We start from the raw sequence: 16,270 nt of genomic DNA, 5'->3' as shown, positions 1-16,270 counted from the left end.
GCCAGGCGCCGGCCCAGGGCGGTGCCGCGCGCACCAGAGTGTCGAGCGCATGCAACGCCGCGCCGGCCATGAACGCCGCCTCCGCATCGCTTGTCACCGACCCGCGCTGGGTCGCCCAGCCGGGCACGGTGGGCGGCTCGCAGGTCGATGCAATCGGCGACATGGCGGGACGAATCATGGCGTGGACGATAACGCCATCGTGCGCTTTTCGCTAGCGATCCGGTGCAAAGCGCACAGCCTGTCGCAACGCTTTTATGTCCGATAAGCTTGCCTTATCGGACGTATTCTGATAGCCTCCCAAATCATGCAAAATCCCCCGGAAAACAGGGCCATAACCGACGAACCGACCCACGACGATTTGCCCGACATCGTCGACCTTGTGCTGGAAATGGGCTCCTCACCCCCCGCCTCGCGGGCGCCGGCGCGTCTGGAAGCCCTCGTCGAGACCGCGACGGCCTACGCCAAGGCGGCCAGCTCCGACAACACGAGAGACGCTTACGCCAAGGATTGGCGGCATTTCACCAGCTGGTGCCGCCGGGAGGGATTCGATCCGATGCCGCCGTCGAGCCAGGTCATCGGCCTCTATATTGGCGCCTGCGCCGCCGGGGATCCGAGACGCGGCCTCCCCCCACTTTCTGTCGCGACGATCGAGCGGCGCCTCTCCGGTCTTGCCTGGAACTTTACCCAGCGCGGCGTGCCAATGGATCGCGCCGATCGGCATATTGCCACCGTGCTCGCCGGCATTCGCCGCAAGCACGCAAAGCCACCGCGGCAAAAAGAGGCCGTGCTCGGCGACGATCTCATCGCCATGATCGCGACGCTCGGCCATGATCTGCGCGGCCTGCGCGACCGCGCTATTTTGCTGCTTGGCTTCGCCGGCGGGCTGCGGCGCTCGGAAATCGTCGGCCTCGACGTCGCGCGCGACGACCATCTCGATGGCAACCACAGCGACGGCGCCGGCTGGATCGAGATTTTTCCTGACCAGGGCGTCCTGGTGACGCTGCGCGGCAAGACCGGCTGGCGCGAGGTCGAGGTCGGCCGCGGCGCCTCCGACCAGACCTGCCCCGTCGCTGCCCTCGAGAGCTGGATCCGCTTCGGCCGCATCGCGAGAGGCCCGCTCTTCCGGCGCATCTTCAAGGACAACAAGACCGTCGACGTCGAGCGGCTCTCCGACAAGCATGTCGCGCGCCTGGTCAAGCAGACCGCACTCGCCGCCGGCGTCCGCTCGGATCTTCCGGAAGGGGAACGGAAACTGCTGTTCTCAGGACATTCGCTGCGCGCCGGCCTTGCCTCCTCGGCCGACATCGAGGAGCGTTACGTCCAGAAGCAGCTTGGCCACGCCTCGGCCGAGATGACGCGCAAATATCAGCGGCGGCGGGATCGGTTCCGCGTCAATCTCACCAAGGCGTCTGGGCTCTGAAAGCCCCTCCCCCGCTTGAAGCCGGCTGCCGGCGTTGGTCAGGATGATGTCGCTGGCGACAGCACCTCTTCGAGCAGGGCTGTTGCAGTGGCAAGGCTATCAGCAGCCATCTCCTCGTAGTCTGGCATGATCATGAGCTGTGCAATCGTCCGTCTGACGAACTCCGGATTCAGCTCTGCAAGCCGCTCCCTTGTTCGAGCGACACGATCCGGAAATGCCCGGAGGGCTCCGACAACGCCGGCTCGATGCGATCGCGCGGCGGCTGCGATATCGAAGATGTCCCGCGGTCTGGGCTCCGCGCCTCGGTAATAAACCTTCTTGGCAATGATCTCGGGAATGGTCTCAAGCCATACCGAACGACCTTCTACCTCTCGCTTTTCGAAAGGTGTCCCGGTCAAGGCCCCGGCCACGATGAAGTCAATCTCGCCCAAGCCCTCGAACGCGAATTTCTGAAACCTCGTCCCGTCGCCGTCATATGCGGCAGGACCCGTGCTGAAGCTCAGTTGGCTCTTGGATGGGTCAATGAAGCCGAGTAGCTGAGGGTCGTCGAGGAAGATATCGACGTCGTGGCTTTCGCGATGGTTGATGTGGATCATCATCGCCGTGCCGCCGCCAAACGACCATTCGAATTCAAAACCTCCGGCCTTCTCCCGGAGCTGGTCGATCAGATCGGCAGCAATGGCGAAAAGCCGCCGCCATTCGGACGGACGACGGCTATGGACCTCGATCATCAGGCAGCGAGTTGATAGCTCTCGCCGGACCAGGCAGAGAAATGGGCCGCGAAAGCCTTCAGATCATCAACCGCTATCTGGTGCGCGGCGGCGAACTCCATCTGCTGCTCGACCGGTACTTCTCCAAGGAAGGCACTGACCTGCCCAGGATACTGCTTCGCCAGATCTAGATCCGAAAGACAATGAGCCAGCGCCACCCCGTCGAGCTGTTCGCTGTAGGGCGCGTTCACTGTCGTCAGAACCAAGGCCAGATGCTCACTCATAGTCATGCAAAATAGTCAATTCGTGGATGGGGCACAAGCTGCGAGACTCGGGCACTGCAAATGGCTCGCGAGACTCACAATCGTCCTTCCGTCGACCACAGTGACGCCTGAGCGGCCATGCGCGCGTAAACGGACGAGCTACAGACGCGCGCGGGATCGAGCGGCATTCGGCCAGCTGCGAACTGATCTTCGGAAGCACGACTCCGGCACGTCTCGCCCTTACGAAGCCGCAGGGCGAGATCGGCGGTGGCGCGATCGGTTCCGCGTCGACCTCACCAAAGGCTCTGAAGGTCCCCTCCCCGCGCTTGAAGCCGTAAGGTGTAAACGGCGGTACTGAACTTCAGCTTACGACTTCAATTGAAATCGGGAAATAAAAGCGACAGTCACAGGCGATATCTTCGGCAAGAAAGCTCACTATCGATAATGACCTCATATCGGGACTGTACAGCACCACGCCCTGGGGCGGTCAGGAGGCTAGAAATGGTTGATTTTCAGCCTCATCGAAGCCGTAGGAGCTACCCAAAGGGCCACTAGAGACGTTTACAAACGATCGTTTGTTGATATCTTCGGTGTTTGTACAAACGCCCTTTCCTAAGCTGAGAGACGCCGCAAATGGCCCGTGAAGCGCAAGATCGACGCTCCGGACGACCACAGGGCCGACAAATCGGGTACGCGCGCGTGTCGACGGACGAACAAGCGACGGAAGCGCAGGAAATTGAGCTGCGGTCGGCTGGCTGCGACGTGGTCGTTCAGGAACATGGATCCGGGGCGTCAAGAGCTCGCCCTGCCCTACTGCGGTTGATGAGCGATATCGGCGCCGGCGATGTCCTGGTCGTGGTGCGCCTCGATCGCCTCGCGCGCTCGGTAAGCCATCTTCTTCAGGTGATCGAGGATCTGACTGAGAAGGGCGCGCATTTCCGATCTCTCCGAGATCCGATCGACACGTCGACGCCACAGGGCATGTTTTCGCTACAGGTACTCGGCGCCGTTGCCCAACTCGAGCGTGCGCTGATTTCAGAGCGGACCAAGGCCGGCATTATCGCTGCACGATCGAAGGGGCGGCTGCCAGGCAATCCTGGTATCCGGGAGCGCAGGCCCGAAGCCCTGGCGAAGATGACAGCGGTACAAAAGGCAGCCTATGGCCGACGGCTACAATCAACGATGAACCAGTGGCTTCCGACGGTCCGCCGGATGCGACCCGACCACAACTGGGACGACATCGTTCGGGTCTTGAAGCAGCGCGGCCTCGACTGGACGCCTGAACGACTGCGGCGGGCAGTGAGGTGGCTCGTCACAGAGCACCTGGCCGACTCCACACTGCTAAAGCGGGCGTCTCCTCTGTCTCCCGAAGATCGCCTGATGACTCTCGTGGCAGGGATTTCGCAGTCTAACCCAAACCTGTCGCTCCGCGACATCGCTGGCCAGCTCGAGCGTCTGCATGAGCGAACCCCACGAGGAAGCGCAAAATGGTCTGCCTCCTCAGTCAAGAACCTGCTCGATCGAGCCCGACGGCTTGGACTCGTCGCCGAACTACCTGCGAACTGACCGCCATCCCGCTGCAGAACAGTCCTCAGTTTACGGTCTGTGGCTGACGCTCAACGTTCCCGAGCCGCTTGTACGCGGCCCAGGCATCAGCTGGAACGGCGCTGCCGGCCCGCGCCAGCCAAGCCGCACGATCGGATTCGGTAAGCGAATTCCACCACACCATCCCGGCGGTTTCATCGGGCGTCGGTTGCGGGTCATGTTCTTTTCTCATACCTTCGATGCTCGCATAAGACGCTCGTCCCGACAAGCGCCGCAGCGACCCGCCCAAGCTCATAAAGCGGATCGAAACCCGCCCACCTCATCATGATCCGCGCCCCGGCTTGTCGAGGCTGCGGCGCAACGCATTGCTGATTTCCAGCCGGGATTCGGTGCGCACGACCTTGCCCGCCATCTCCAAATCGACGGCAGCGGCTTCAGCTCCGGTTCCGGTCATTTTCGACGCGTCAAGCTTGGCCCGCAACAAGGCCATCACCATCGGCCAGACCGAGAACTTTCCGACCTTTGCTCGATCTGTCAGGCTGCGCAAATAGCCGCCGGCGCTGTTGATCTGGTCCTGCCGCTGGTAGATCGCGGCAATGGAAATTGCCGCCTGCTGCTCACCCATTGCCGTTCGCGCTTCCTCCCAGGCGCTCGGGCTGACGCCCATGGACGGTCGGGCAACCTCGGCCGCGGCCAGAAATTCACGCCAGTTGCGGATTCCGCCGCCGCCCTTCACCAGCCAAAGCATGTTCGGGCAGGCATCCAGCACGATCCCTAGCGGCAGTTCGCGTTTCGGTAGGCTCCGTACGTTGTCGGTGTCCGCAACGTTTCCGCCCGCTTCATCTTTATTTCCTGAGCCGCTTTCAGATTCAAATTTAGAGTCTGGTTTTGAATTCTGTATGTGGCGCCCATTTTGGGACTCATTGGCGTCCACTTTCTGTGTTTTTACAAATGATTCCAATGCTTCACGCACTTCAGCCCAAAGGCCTTCAAGTTCTTCGGCAATCACCTCGAGAGTCTGCCTAGGTGCAGTGCGTGGTATCTGACCAACAATCGCCTGGTAGGCCTGCTGGACCCTGCCCCAGTTCGCCGGAACGCCTTCCTCAATCCCCGCGTCGATCATCTTGACGATGTCACGGCGGCATATGGTTAGCCGCTCCTTAACGAGACGAAAGGCCTTCTTCTCAGATCTGACCGCTTCCGCAAGATCCTTGAACTCCTCAGCGCGCGCCACGATCGGCGAGATGTCAAAGCCATAGGCTTGCTCGATCTCGCCCGCCTGCCCTTTCCGGGCGAAGCGCTTGCCGTTTGGGCTGTCCCGACGGATGATCAATCCACACTCGACCAGAACGGCCAGGTGTCGCCGTAAGGTCGTTGGGGGCATGCCATTGGCGCGGCGGATCAGCTGCTCGTTGGATGGCCATACAACCAGTTCACTGTCGCCATAAAGTGCCGTGTCCGGATGGAACGACAACAGCGCGTCGAGAATAGCCAAAGCGCGATCAGTGGCGCCCAGAGCGATCCTGGCATCCTTGATATCTTGGAAGACATGCCATTTGTGGACGATCGCGTCCTTCGGCACGGCCCTTGCGGTGACTTGGCTTGAAATCATGCCAAGCGTCATCGGCCGCCGCCCAAAGGGCGTCGTCGCAATATTCGTCTCCATTTTCTTTCACCCTCGATTAGGCAAAAGAAACCTGCTCGCCAAAACGACGCCAATGACTCTTGACAGTGATTCGTGGAGATGCGATTCTCAGAGTGCTTAGTTCAGAGAGAGGCTTCCACGGCTTGCCGTTCGGGGGCCTTTTTCTTTTGCGGTTTTCAGACTCCTTGTTTCGTGATGGACTTCCGAAAGGCCTCAAACAGGTCGTCCAGTTGTCCGGCGATAAACGCTGCGAAACGCGATCCTTCAGCCTCTCCCACCGCAATCATGGTAGTTTTTCCGTTGTCTTTGAGGCTGACGCTGACTGTTTTGTCTGGAGCAGCCCAGGATTTCATAGCAATCTTGGGCTTTGATGGCTTGGCCGGACCCGCAGGTTCTTTGATCGCATTATGATCCGATGGAAGCGTCTCAAGCAGAATAATGAATCTGTCGTCGGACGTTGCCTCGCGGAATTTGTTTTTGCGAATAAGATCGAAAGCTTTTGCGGGTGAGCCGTCTATGGAATAGCGGTTCGAGAATTCCTGCCATCGTCCTCGACCAATCCCGGGAGCTTTACCAATCGATTGCAGTATCTCCTTGTCGACCGATGAGGCGATTTTGATCATCTCGGAGACATGCGATTTTCCTGTCGACAGCGAAGCGCAGATGGTGTCCCGTTTGTATCCCGCTTCCTGCTGCGCAAGCGCAAAAGCGCACTTCTCAATGTATGAAAGATCCTCTCGAGCGGTGTTTTCTTCGCCTTGGAAAATGACTGCTTGTTCATCAGTTAACTCGCGGACGGCCGCTTTGAATCCGATCCCAAGCTGCTTAGCTGCCGCTAATCTTCTGCGACCATAGACGATTTGAAACTCGCCATCCTTGCCTTGTACTGGCCGAACCAGTCCAGGCACAATCTGACCGCGCTCCCGCATGGATTCAGTGATCTCAGCAATGGCGGAAATCTCGTAGGCGTCATCATATCGATCGGTAATAGACGACGGCCGTATTTTGTCGGGATCGAGTTCAATGATCTGTTCGCCTGACTTCAGTAACTTGTCGGCGATATCGCTACGCTCTTGCATTTGGCGAACACCAGCCGCCACCTTCATCAGGTGCGGCGATGACGTGCGGCGGCTGACGCCCTCCTCCGAATTGTCCTCCCCGAGTTGCCCCAAAACAGCAGCAAACATGCCCTTAGAATCTTTACGGCTCACTGTTCACGCCTCCATGCCATTGTGATGAGGCTTTCTATTTCCGCGTTCGCGGCATTGATCGATTCGATTGCACGATCATAAGTTTTAGGTGCCGAAAACCTCGATCGTTGCACTTCATAGAGGCTCTGCTTCCAAGTGAGAGCGTCCGCAACCGCAGTGGATTTGGAGACTGAATTCAGAAGTAAATCCTCGCCAAACACTTGGCGCATTAGGGCCTGCATGTTGGCTTGCGGGTGGTCGTTGGCCTCAAACTTTGTGATGAGGAATTTGGCGAAATCCCAACGTGCGCCTGCACCAGCCTCATCCAGGATTTGCATATAAGATGCGGCCAGCTCCAAAAACTTCCCTGTGGAGTCGACATCGAGCATGTGCGCTGGAACTGGGATTAGGACTCCGGTAGCGGCAGTGAGCGACGAAAGTGTCAGGAAATTGAGTGACGGCGCACAGTCGAGAAGGACGATGTCGTAGTTATCGACGATCTGTTCGAGCGCCTGTGACACTCGAAGCAGAAAACTGGTTCCACCGCTCTTGCGCATCTCAAGGGTGACGGCCGTCTCGAATTCTGTCAGCTCAAGACCGGCGCAGATGACGTCGAATCCGATGATATGCGTCTGATGAATAATCTTTTCCGTTGGCACCGGATCATCAAACCGAATCGCTGAGTAAAGGGTGTCACCTTCTCGGTAGTCAAATCCGGGTAACGCTCCTTGCAGACTTGTCAACGACGCCTGGGGATCCATGTCGACTGCGAGAACGCGATATCCACGTAGTGCCAACCAATGACCCAAGTGAATAGTGGTCGCTGTCTTGGACGATCCACCTTTGAAGTTCGTGATCGCGATGATCTGGCAATCCTCGCCTTTAACACGACGAGGATTGATCCATTTCTTCCGTGCCTTTTCCGCCAGGTGCATCCGAAGGTCCAGCACCTGCTCCACAGAATATAAGCGCTTTCCGGTGGTCGTTGTCTCTGGCTCAGGCCCCTGCCCTTTTAAGGAGACCTGCCGTATGTAAGCTTCAGTCACTCCTAGCAATGCTGCCACTTCCGTCGAAGTGAATTTGCGCATCGTACGAATCGCATCTGGAGGATACTGAGCCAGCGAAAGATTGTTGAGTGCCTTCTCGAGTTTCGTCGAAAAGGTATTCATGAACTGAAGGCTACTTAGATGCCGCGTCACCCAGATTCTCCTCTTGCACCCAGCGCCTATTGATAGCGACTGTGGTTAACAAGCTGTTAACGCCACGCCAACTACGCCAACTTTTCGAATTACGCGGTTTTTCCGTTACTGGAGGTATGCCCGATTCGGAGAATTCGAGCAAATGGACACAGGGCAGTTCCCAGCTGGGAACTTTTCGCTATCGCTGGCTTCCCTGTGCCGTCAAAGTTGCGCATCAGGCATTGAAAAAGACAGCTATGAAGTTGGTTACGCAGCATGGGGGCACGGGCGGGCCCCGTTGCCCGTTTTGTTCTCGTAGATAGTCGACGTTGGTGTACCGGTTGGCCTCTGGCTTCCGCGTACGGCCGCGAGCGACCTACAAAAGCGCAGGTAGGTTTCGGCGCATGGAGAGATACCCCCTCCCCCCACTTTGGCGCGGCGGCGAAATTCCCGTTGTGACGGAGGCACTGAGCTCGCGCAGTCCTAGGGAAGTCACCATCCTTTGCGTCGGGGACGATGGGTTGTGTTTGTAATGCAGCCATGCCGCGCCGCTTCCGATGTCACTTCGGTGAACGCCCCCAGGCAGACAAGTTAGACGCCCCACGGCCCCTACCCTGCAACGAGGCATTCCTTCCGGGCCGAGCGACTCTCGCGAATGGCAACTCAGCGGCTAGGATCTATCGCCAGGCGTCCCACGCGATTTGACAGCAATCAGCACCGTTTGGCACGTGGGCGTCCTGTCCACGCGCACTTTCCTCCAGCGTCGAGCAAGAGGCTCCTGCAGTCGCCAGGCAACTTCCCTCGGGGGCTAGTCCAAGTGTCGGCGAAGGATCCTGGAGAACTCATCGAGAAGCAACTTCTCGCACAACCCGTATTTTGAGTTCCCAGCTGGGAACAGCTCTTCAAGTTGGAGGCTTGCGCCCGCACCAATAAACCTTAGAAACCCATCAACTTGATGGTTGGATCTGTGGCGCCGGGGTGGATTGGCGCATCCAGAGGCACCTGCGGCTGGGGGGCGTACCGCACTCTACAATCCTGACGCCTTAGTTAGATTGACGCGGAAGCGATCGCGCCGGCGCTGGTATTTGCGTGTCATCTCTGCCGAGGCGTGACCAAGCTGCTTCTGCACGTAGCGCTCGTCAACCTCGGCAGAGGAGGCGAGGCCAGCGCGCAGCGAATGGCCGGAAAACTTTTGGCCGCGCTCGCCCTCGGAAAGATCACCGCGCACGCCGGCGGCCAAGGCCGCGCGTTTGACCAGCCGCGCCACCTCCTGATCGTTGAGCCGCTCGGCGCCCACAGCTTTGCCCTGCCCCGTGACGCGGCGGAAGAGGGGGCCATGCGCGATGCGGGCCAGCTTCAGCCAGGTCTGCAGGGCGACGACCGGGCAGGTGGCATCGGACGAGCCGCGGCCAATCTCGACCTCGCGCCAGCCGGTCTTGCCTCGCAGCGTAACCAGCACGCCCTTGTCCGGGAAAAATTCAATCCAGCCGCAGCCGTCCTCGGTTTGATCGCGCGCAACATCGAGGCCCACGATTTCGGAGCGGCGCAAGCCGCCGGCGAAGCCCAAAAGCAACATGGCGCGGCCGCGCAGACCGCGCAGCGTGCCACGATCGAGCGTTTCCAGCATGGCGACAAGATCGTCGCGCAGGATGGCTTCCTTTTGACGGGGAGGGGAGGCGTGTTTATTGCGGATGCCGGCGAGCACGGTGGCGATATGCCGGTCCTTCCGGTCGAGCGGTTGACCGCGTTGCGTATAGTTCCAGGTCAGCGACGACAGGCGGCGCTCAATGGTCGACACAGACTTTTTGTCCCGTTCCGATCCTGAGGCCTGGGCCGTGATGTAGAGGCCGACGACTTGTGGATCTGGCGGCAGCGGATCAAACGCCTGGCGCCGGCACCAGGCGCAAAAATGCTTCCAGTCGGCGGCATAGGCGCGACGGGTGTTTGCCGAACTCGCCGCCTCGACGTAATCGCGCGCGCGGTCGGCCAGCTTTTCGAGATGGGCAGGCAGTGATGCTCGTCGCGAGTCGAGGACCTGCGTGGGAGGAGCGGGAGCCTCATCCGGATGCCCCATTTCCATGACGACGTCGACAATGTCAGGCAGGTCGCTGGTGTCGACCGCGTCGATGGGCGTCATGAAATTACGGGGACTGCCCATCGAAACTCTCGATCATTTGAATGTCACAGTGGTGCGATTCTGAGAGCCCCAACGTGCGACCAAAGCGCCCAATTGTCCACCGCGAGGTGCTTGACCAGTAGCTCCCGAGATTTGCGCCGGTCGCGTACGACCACACGCTGGGTCGTGCTTTAGCATGACCGGGCGACGGACCATGTCCGATCCAGTGTTGACCCTCCTAGGGCCCTCTTTCTCAGTGCCGATCCTTGCCTTCATGTTCAACATCCCTTATGTTTCGTTCAACAGGAGAATCCAGGATGAGCGTACGTGGCGCAACGGTAGCCGAAAGCGAGGAGCGGATCGCCCACACCCGGAACCGTCTGGTGCTTGAGCAGGCGAGGGCGGTCGGCCTTCTCGGCGCGGCCAAGAACACACGCCTTTCCGGGAGGGTGCCGTCGGAATTGATCGAGGCGGCAAAAAAGCGCGCTCATGTGACCTCCGACACTGAACTGCTGGAGCTCGCCTTGTCGCGGCTGGCCCTCGAGGACGATTTTGGCGCCCAGCTCGTCCGCCGCAAGGGCAGCATCTCCGCAGACATTGATCTTGGCGTTTGATCTCGGGAGCGCACTGCGTTCCCTCAAACCACAGCGGCGTGCCGGCGGGCTGGAACGGCGGCCGGATTCCGCTCTGTCCTGGGCAGGGGACCAGCCGCCTGTCGGCGGTGCATTGCTTCTCGACACGAGCGTCTATCTGGATGTCCTTCAGGGGCGCACGCCCAAAGTGGTCGATGACCTTCTGATCTATAGGCTCTGTCAGCACTCGGCCGTCTGCCTTGCCGAGCTCAGCCACCTGTTCGGCCGGCTCGACCCAGCGCACCCCACGACGAAGTCGGTCCTGAAAGTGGTTGCAGGCACGATTGAAGACATTCCAGTGCACCGGCTGCATGCACCCGACGCCACCGCCTGGGGACGCGCCGGCATGCTTGCCGGCCTGCTGTTCCGGCTGAGCCGTCTGCCGAAAGGGGAGGGCCATGAACGCCGCTTCCTCAACGATGCGCTGATCTTTCACCAGGCCGGTCTGCTGGGCGCGACGGTCCTGACCGGCAATGTTGGGGATTTCGATTACCTCAACCAGCTTGTTCCGTCGGTGCGTGTGATCTTCTACCGGCCGGTGACAGACTTGCGCCCGCAGGGTTGAAAGCGTCTGTGGCAGATGCCCGTGCACCGTGATCGTCCAACCTCCTTTAATGACCACCAGTCTTCAAAAAGGTCGCTGACACTCTCCTGCGACCGTTGAACCGCGGGCGACAGCGGCCATTTCTAACGTAATGACAGACACGAACGATAAGGCATTATCGTTCGTCATTGTGCAACGACAGGCTGTGCGTTTGAGCCCTCGAATGATGGCGTAAAGCGCACGCCCAGTTTACCATGTCAGACATGATTCGAGCCGACCCCTCACCTGTTAGCGCTCCTCTGCCGCCGCGTGTGCCGGGCTGGGCGCTGCCAGACGGGCCAGTTTCGAGCGATGCCGATGCCGCGTTTTGGGCTGGGGCAGCCTTGACTTCGCTCGATAATCTGGTGCGTTCGGAGCCGCCCTGGGCCGGTGCCTGGCGGCAGGGGCGGGCCTTGAAATGCGCCGCCGCCGCCGTTCGGCTGGCCGGCCGCAGCGAGGACGAGGCCGCCCTGCGCGATGCCTGGTATATGCGTCCACCCGACACCGATCCTGGACCTGCCGGCGCTGTTTTGGGCGCCTGGCGACAACTGGCGTTGCGGCCGCCGGTGGTCAATGCCGCGAGACTGGCCGAAGTGGTCGCGCTGCTCGGCTTGCGCTGGGACGATGCCTTTGCCGATCTTCCCGAGGTGATCGACAATCTTGCCCGTTCCGGGCGACCGGCGCCGTTCGCTGCCGGGGCAATCGCCGGCTACGTGGTCGCAATGCGGTCGGAGGCCGAAACGCTGGCCTGGTGGTGTGCCGATCTGGTCTTGGCGCAAAAGCTGCGCTGGTCGCGGCCCGTGCCAATGTTGGTGGCGCAGGCGTTTGCTCCGGCCTTCCATGCTGAAGGCGGACGCGGCAAACGGATCCGGCCTGGAGGGGAAGGGTTTGAGCGGGCAGTATGCGTGGCGCTGGCGCAGGGCGCGGCGGATGCCTGCCGGGTCGCCGGCGAAATTTCTCGGCGGGCTGAGCGGCTTATGGCGGTGGCGCCTAAGCTCCGCGCCAAAGGCGCAGGTGAGGCGATCGCAAAACTGCTCGACAATGATGCCGTCTCCGGCTCGCTCGTGACCAAAAACCTGTCGCGGTTCGGGTCACGGCGGCTGTTCGACCGGTTGATAGAATTCGAGGCAGTGCGTGAATTGTCGGGACGGCCGACCTTCCGGCTGTATGGGCTCTAGCGATGGCCGACCAAACGGCCCAGAGAAAAGAAAATGCCCAGCCATCGCTGCTCGACACTGAGTTGGAACACCTGCCGGCGGAGTTGCGCTGGCGCGAATGGATGGGTCGCGTCGAAGCGGTGATTTTTGCGGCCAACACGCCGGTGATGCGCGAGACGCTGGCGCGGGTCGTCGGAAGAAGCTGCAACATCGACCTGGTTATCGACGACATTCGCGAAGAATTGCGCGGCCGGCCCTATGAACTGGTGTCGGTCGCCGGCGGTTGGCAGCACCGGACCAGGAGGGTCTACTCCGATGCAATTCGAGCTGCCACGGGGCAGGGTACGGATGGCGGGCCGGGGTCAAAACCCCTGTCGCAGTCCGAGGCGCTGATCTTGATGTGCATTGCGTATTTCCAGCCGATCACCCGGGCCGAGCTGTCGAGCTTCTTCGGCAAGGAGATCTCGCGCGACCTGATCGGCGTGCTGCGATCGCAGGATTTTATCGCTTCGGGTCCGCGCTCGCCGCAACCTGGCGCGCCCTATACTTATGTGACGACGAAAACTTTTCTCTCGCAGTTCGGGCTCGACACGCTGCGCCAGCTACCGGATTTCGAGGCGCTTGAGGACGCAGGGCTGCTGTCGAAGGAGAAGCTGCTGGCCGGCGATATTCCAGCCGGGCTGGCGANCATCGAAAACATGTTCGATCTGCTCGACAAGCTGCTGGCCGGCGATATTCCAGCCGGGCTGGCGAGCGGGGAGGGCGACGGCGAGGACGATGTCGTTGGGGACCAAGCGCCGTGACGGGGGACGTCGTCGCGTTGCGATCCCAGAGACGGTCGATAACTCAGCACCAGGACGACTGGTCGTGCGGCAACCGTTGATCGGGATCGTGAACCGCGACATGGTCGCTGTCGACAAGATTGGCCGGAAAGATCACCAGATTGGTGCCGCCGGCGTGACGCAGCGACGGAAACAGGATGCCGCGAAGTCCGGCGGTGATGACCAGATCCGCGAGCTTCCACGATGGCGGGATCTTCTTGTCGATGCGAGCGACCTGGCGCCAGGCACAATCCCACTCCTTCCACGGGCCGTCCCAGATGTCCGGGTCGAAACCCTGCGAAAGGTCGGCTACCTCGGCGAGCGTGATCTTGTAAGCGGCAAGGGTGGCGGGCGGGGTGATGCTGGCTCCCTGCTTGTATTCATCAAGCGCCGTCTGGGTCGCACGCGACAGATAAAGTGCTTCGATGCCTGGCCGGTTGAAACGACCGCCGTCCATCGCTGCGCCTGCACCGCTGGTGGGCAGGAAAGCCCATTTGGGAGTCAGATAGCGATGGAAGATTTCGTCTGGACCGATGCGGGTGATCCTCACCCGCGCGCCCCATTCTCGAGATCCCGGATAAAGGCCAGAACCGCCTCGACCTGGCCGTCGGCGACGAGCTCGGCTGCGGTACGATGGCCATAGTCGGCGATCGGTTCATTGCGGTACCAAAAGATCGCCTTGTTGACATCGCCGGTGAGTTCCGTCGCCGCCGAGATCACCTTCACCATCTCGCGCATCCTGCCCTGCAGGCGCTCCGATGACGGGTTGCGGAGCGTGTTGCGGTGGNGATCACCTTCACCATCTCGCGCATCCTGCCCTGCAGGCGCTCCGATGACGGGTTGCGGAGCGTGTTGCGGTGGACACCGGTCAACTGGGCCAAGTTGGCCACCTTCACGCCAAGCGCCTGCGACAGGCGCTTCGGCGAGATATAAGGCGTGCGCGGCTCCTGCAGGCTATCGACAAAGCCTGAAATCACCGTGGAATGTGCGAGCTGTGCGTGGGCCATGACAAATCTCCGACCTCTCATATGCACAATATATGCACATTTCGACGCATAGCAAGTGTACAAAGGCTCGACCCATTCCACCACACTGCTTGCCCTTCTTCATCCCCGTCGCGGTTGTTAGATAGCGGCGGCAATGCCCCCAATGTCAGCCGTAAGATCGCCCATTGGTTCGTCCCCCCGGTGTTCGTGAAGACTGAAACCGGCGACAGGCATGGCTGCAACAATGCGAGGACAGCCCTTGAGCAACTTAAGAGGNTCGTCCCTCCGGTCTTCGTGAAGACTGAAACCGGCGACAGGCATGGCTGCAACAATGCGAGGACAGCCCTTGAGCAACTTAAGAGGTGGACCCGGAGAGGACCTCGCTGGCACAAGGCGGTGACCCTCTGCCTGTCGGATCTGGAGGGCGATCCGATTGATCCTCAGGTGGTACGAAAGGCCTTTGAGGCTGCCGCTAAGGAAGCCAAGATGTATCTCTCACCAGAGTAGGAACCCTCCACTCGTGTTCATCGACCCGGTTCGCCATCCGGTCCAGCAGCTTACGGGATGCCACAATTACGCGGCGGGTTGCGTCAAGGGAGAGCCGAAGGCATCGATGTCTGCGCGCGCGCGACGCTCATTCAACCGAGAACTCTCTAATTGTAAGCGAGAGCCGTCTATTAAGTGATCCCAATCGGAAACCATCTTTGCAGACCTAGCGCGTCCGCATCTTAAACTCGATCATAGCCTCTAAGAACGTCTCGTTGGACTCGTCGCGAACGGTCATCACAAATTCTCTATAAGTGCCATCCGGCAGCTTATCCTTGGTAATCTCGACCAAGGCTTTAACGCCTCTTGTTTTGCAGCTTCGAGGTCCGGGAGATCGGTACCCTCAACGTCAAGGAAGACTTTGCCAGTGTCGGTTAAGTCGAAGAAATAGCGCGGCATCCCTACAAACACAGTAATCCGAGAATGGTTCACGCTTGCGTTGCGATTGGCTGTGCAGCGGGCCGTGGCCGCTCTAATGCGCGCAACGCTAACGAGCTTGACCTGACGTCCAATGATGTCCGCGACATTTGGTTAAAAACGTACGCGCCAAGACTCATCGCCCCGATCGGCTTAGAGTTACTTCCGAAAGGAAGCGCTCTCATGCTGCCATTGCCCCACGCCGTCGATCCAAAAGTAGTTGCCGAGATCAACAATCTTCTAGACCATCACGCCGGGGCGGTACCGGTGCCCGTTCACAAGCTCGCCGCGGTTGTCCGGCTGCGCCTCAGAAGCCATCTTTCCATCGCGACTATTGAGGCGCTGATCGTGGACGAAGCCGAGTGTCGCCACCTGCCCATGCTGTTCGAACTGCCGGCAACACATGCGGCTGTAGTTTCATCTGCTCTGGGCCGTGCGATTTGAAGTTTAGGCGCTCTGCCGTCTGGCAACGAAAGCGGACCCTCAGGCTCGCGAAGCGGTATGCCAACGGCCTTCGATGATGAGCGCGAGCGGCCCCCTCATGGCAACTCATTGGTTCTCCCCTCCGGTGTACGTCAAGACTGACCGACCTGGGGTCACCTACGGCTGCAACAATGCCCTGGAGGAAGCCCGGAGGGCCTTCGAGGCGGCTGCTAGGGAAGAGGGGGTGTCAGGGCAATCTGGCTAGGCCTGCAGTCCGCTTGCCACCACGTCCCACGTCTGATTACACTACCTTTGATTGTTTCAATGCGGGCCCCATCAACTTGGCGGTCAGGGACATCTTTTCCAAGCGGCAGAGGCGCCAGCGAGGCGAAATGCCTGTCAGTACGACACGATCCCTGAACCCCTGCGGGTTCAGATTGTGCAAATATTGAAAGATGCCATTGAGATTGCGGAAAGCCGCCGACAGGCTGTCGCTGCGGTGATAGAGCGGCGCTCCGCCAAGTGACCAGAGCGCGTTCTGCAGTCCCTCGGCCAGGGCGACGGAGATGCTGGTCTGGCTCAGAAGCGCCGGATAGCGGTATCGCCAATTTGAGCCGCGTGAACGCCTTGAATTCGCC

Annotated in this window: 16 protein-coding genes and 1 pseudogene; 7 read left to right on the top strand and 10 right to left on the bottom strand. The window is 60.1% G+C overall.

What is annotated here, in order from left to right; all coding sequences use genetic code 11:
• The coding region (locus X760_RS77005; protein WP_245278795.1) for a DUF1403 family protein at positions 1–163 on the bottom strand (163 nt) is incomplete at its 3' end.
• 141 nt (positions 164–304) lie between these two features.
• Between X760_RS77005 and X760_RS73005 the strand changes: the two genes are divergently transcribed.
• On the top strand, positions 305–1,420 hold the full coding sequence (locus X760_RS73005; RefSeq protein ID WP_023723132.1) for a tyrosine-type recombinase/integrase: 1,116 nt from the start codon (positions 305–307) through the stop codon (positions 1,418–1,420).
• 38 nt (positions 1,421–1,458) lie between these two features.
• Here the strand turns inward: X760_RS73005 and X760_RS73000 are convergent, their stop codons facing one another.
• Entirely contained in the window at positions 1,459–2,151 is a 693-nt protein-coding gene (locus X760_RS73000; RefSeq protein WP_023723131.1) for a nucleotidyl transferase AbiEii/AbiGii toxin family protein, read from the bottom strand.
• On the bottom strand, positions 2,151–2,414 hold the full coding sequence (locus X760_RS75965) for a hypothetical protein (protein ID WP_084643174.1): 264 nt from the start codon (positions 2,412–2,414) through the stop codon (positions 2,151–2,153). Before X760_RS75965 ends, X760_RS73000 begins: the two co-directional genes overlap by 1 nt.
• A gap of 612 nt (positions 2,415–3,026) precedes the next feature.
• Here X760_RS75965 and X760_RS72995 point away from each other — a divergent pair.
• Positions 3,027–3,959: a recombinase family protein gene (locus tag X760_RS72995; RefSeq protein WP_031195486.1), complete on the top strand. Its 933-nt coding sequence runs from the start codon at positions 3,027–3,029 to the stop codon at positions 3,957–3,959.
• A 301-nt stretch (positions 3,960–4,260) separates the two neighbouring features.
• Here X760_RS72995 and repC read toward each other — a convergent pair whose 3' ends face one another.
• The 4 genes from repC to X760_RS72975 all read right to left on the bottom strand — a co-directional run bounded on the left by repC (position 4,261) and on the right by X760_RS72975 (position 10,109).
• On the bottom strand, positions 4,261–5,604 hold the full coding sequence (gene repC / locus X760_RS72990; protein WP_023723128.1) for a plasmid replication protein RepC: 1,344 nt from the start codon (positions 5,602–5,604) through the stop codon (positions 4,261–4,263).
• A gap of 155 nt (positions 5,605–5,759) precedes the next feature.
• Positions 5,760–6,794, bottom strand: coding sequence for a plasmid partitioning protein RepB (gene repB / locus X760_RS72985; protein ID WP_031195483.1), 1,035 nt, complete (start codon positions 6,792–6,794; stop codon positions 5,760–5,762).
• Positions 6,791–7,972, bottom strand: coding sequence for a plasmid partitioning protein RepA (gene repA / locus X760_RS72980; protein WP_023749471.1), 1,182 nt, complete (start codon positions 7,970–7,972; stop codon positions 6,791–6,793). Before repA ends, repB begins: the two co-directional genes overlap by 4 nt.
• 1,006 nt (positions 7,973–8,978) lie before the next feature.
• Positions 8,979–10,109, bottom strand: a complete 1,131-nt coding sequence (locus X760_RS72975; RefSeq protein WP_051409794.1) for a site-specific integrase — start codon at positions 10,107–10,109, stop codon at positions 8,979–8,981.
• Between the two features lie 275 nt (positions 10,110–10,384).
• On the opposite strand from X760_RS72975, the gene X760_RS72970 reads away from it, so the two are divergent.
• The 4 genes from X760_RS72970 (at position 10,385) to X760_RS72955 (ending at position 13,242) form a co-directional block, all read left to right on the top strand.
• The gene (locus tag X760_RS72970; RefSeq protein ID WP_023723124.1) at positions 10,385–10,681 is read left to right on the top strand and encodes a hypothetical protein; all 297 of its coding nucleotides are present in this window, start codon (positions 10,385–10,387) and stop codon (positions 10,679–10,681) included.
• On the top strand, positions 10,671–11,264 hold the full coding sequence (locus X760_RS72965) for a hypothetical protein (protein ID WP_023723123.1): 594 nt from the start codon (positions 10,671–10,673) through the stop codon (positions 11,262–11,264). Before X760_RS72970 ends, X760_RS72965 begins: the two co-directional genes overlap by 11 nt.
• Before the next feature lie 242 nt (positions 11,265–11,506).
• Complete coding sequence (locus X760_RS72960; protein ID WP_031195481.1) at positions 11,507–12,460, top strand: DUF1403 family protein; 954 nt, start codon at positions 11,507–11,509, stop codon at positions 12,458–12,460.
• Between the two features lie 2 nt (positions 12,461–12,462).
• Positions 12,463–13,242, top strand: coding sequence for an SMC-Scp complex subunit ScpB (locus X760_RS72955; protein WP_023723121.1), 780 nt, complete (start codon positions 12,463–12,465; stop codon positions 13,240–13,242).
• A 43-nt stretch (positions 13,243–13,285) separates the two neighbouring features.
• On the opposite strand, the gene X760_RS72950 is transcribed toward X760_RS72955, so the two are convergent.
• Positions 13,286–13,810, bottom strand: a complete 525-nt coding sequence (locus X760_RS72950) for an RES family NAD+ phosphorylase (protein WP_023723120.1) — start codon at positions 13,808–13,810, stop codon at positions 13,286–13,288.
• Positions 13,807–14,267: pseudogene (locus tag X760_RS72945) on the bottom strand (hypothetical protein). Before X760_RS72945 ends, X760_RS72950 begins: the two are co-directional and overlap by 4 nt.
• 1,125 nt (positions 14,268–15,392) lie before the next feature.
• Here X760_RS72945 and X760_RS0140540 point away from each other — a divergent pair.
• Positions 15,393–15,653, top strand: a complete 261-nt coding sequence (locus X760_RS0140540) for a hypothetical protein (protein WP_031195476.1) — start codon at positions 15,393–15,395, stop codon at positions 15,651–15,653.
• A 280-nt stretch (positions 15,654–15,933) separates the two neighbouring features.
• Here X760_RS0140540 and X760_RS72940 read toward each other — a convergent pair.
• A partial coding sequence (locus tag X760_RS72940; protein WP_036246012.1) for a hypothetical protein occupies positions 15,934–16,270 on the bottom strand: 337 nt, incomplete at its 5' end.

This window comes from Mesorhizobium sp. LSHC420B00 (assembly GCF_000503055.1).
Classification (GTDB): Bacteria; Pseudomonadota; Alphaproteobacteria; order Rhizobiales; family Rhizobiaceae; genus Mesorhizobium.
This window is presented reverse-complemented; position numbering and strand designations above follow the sequence as displayed.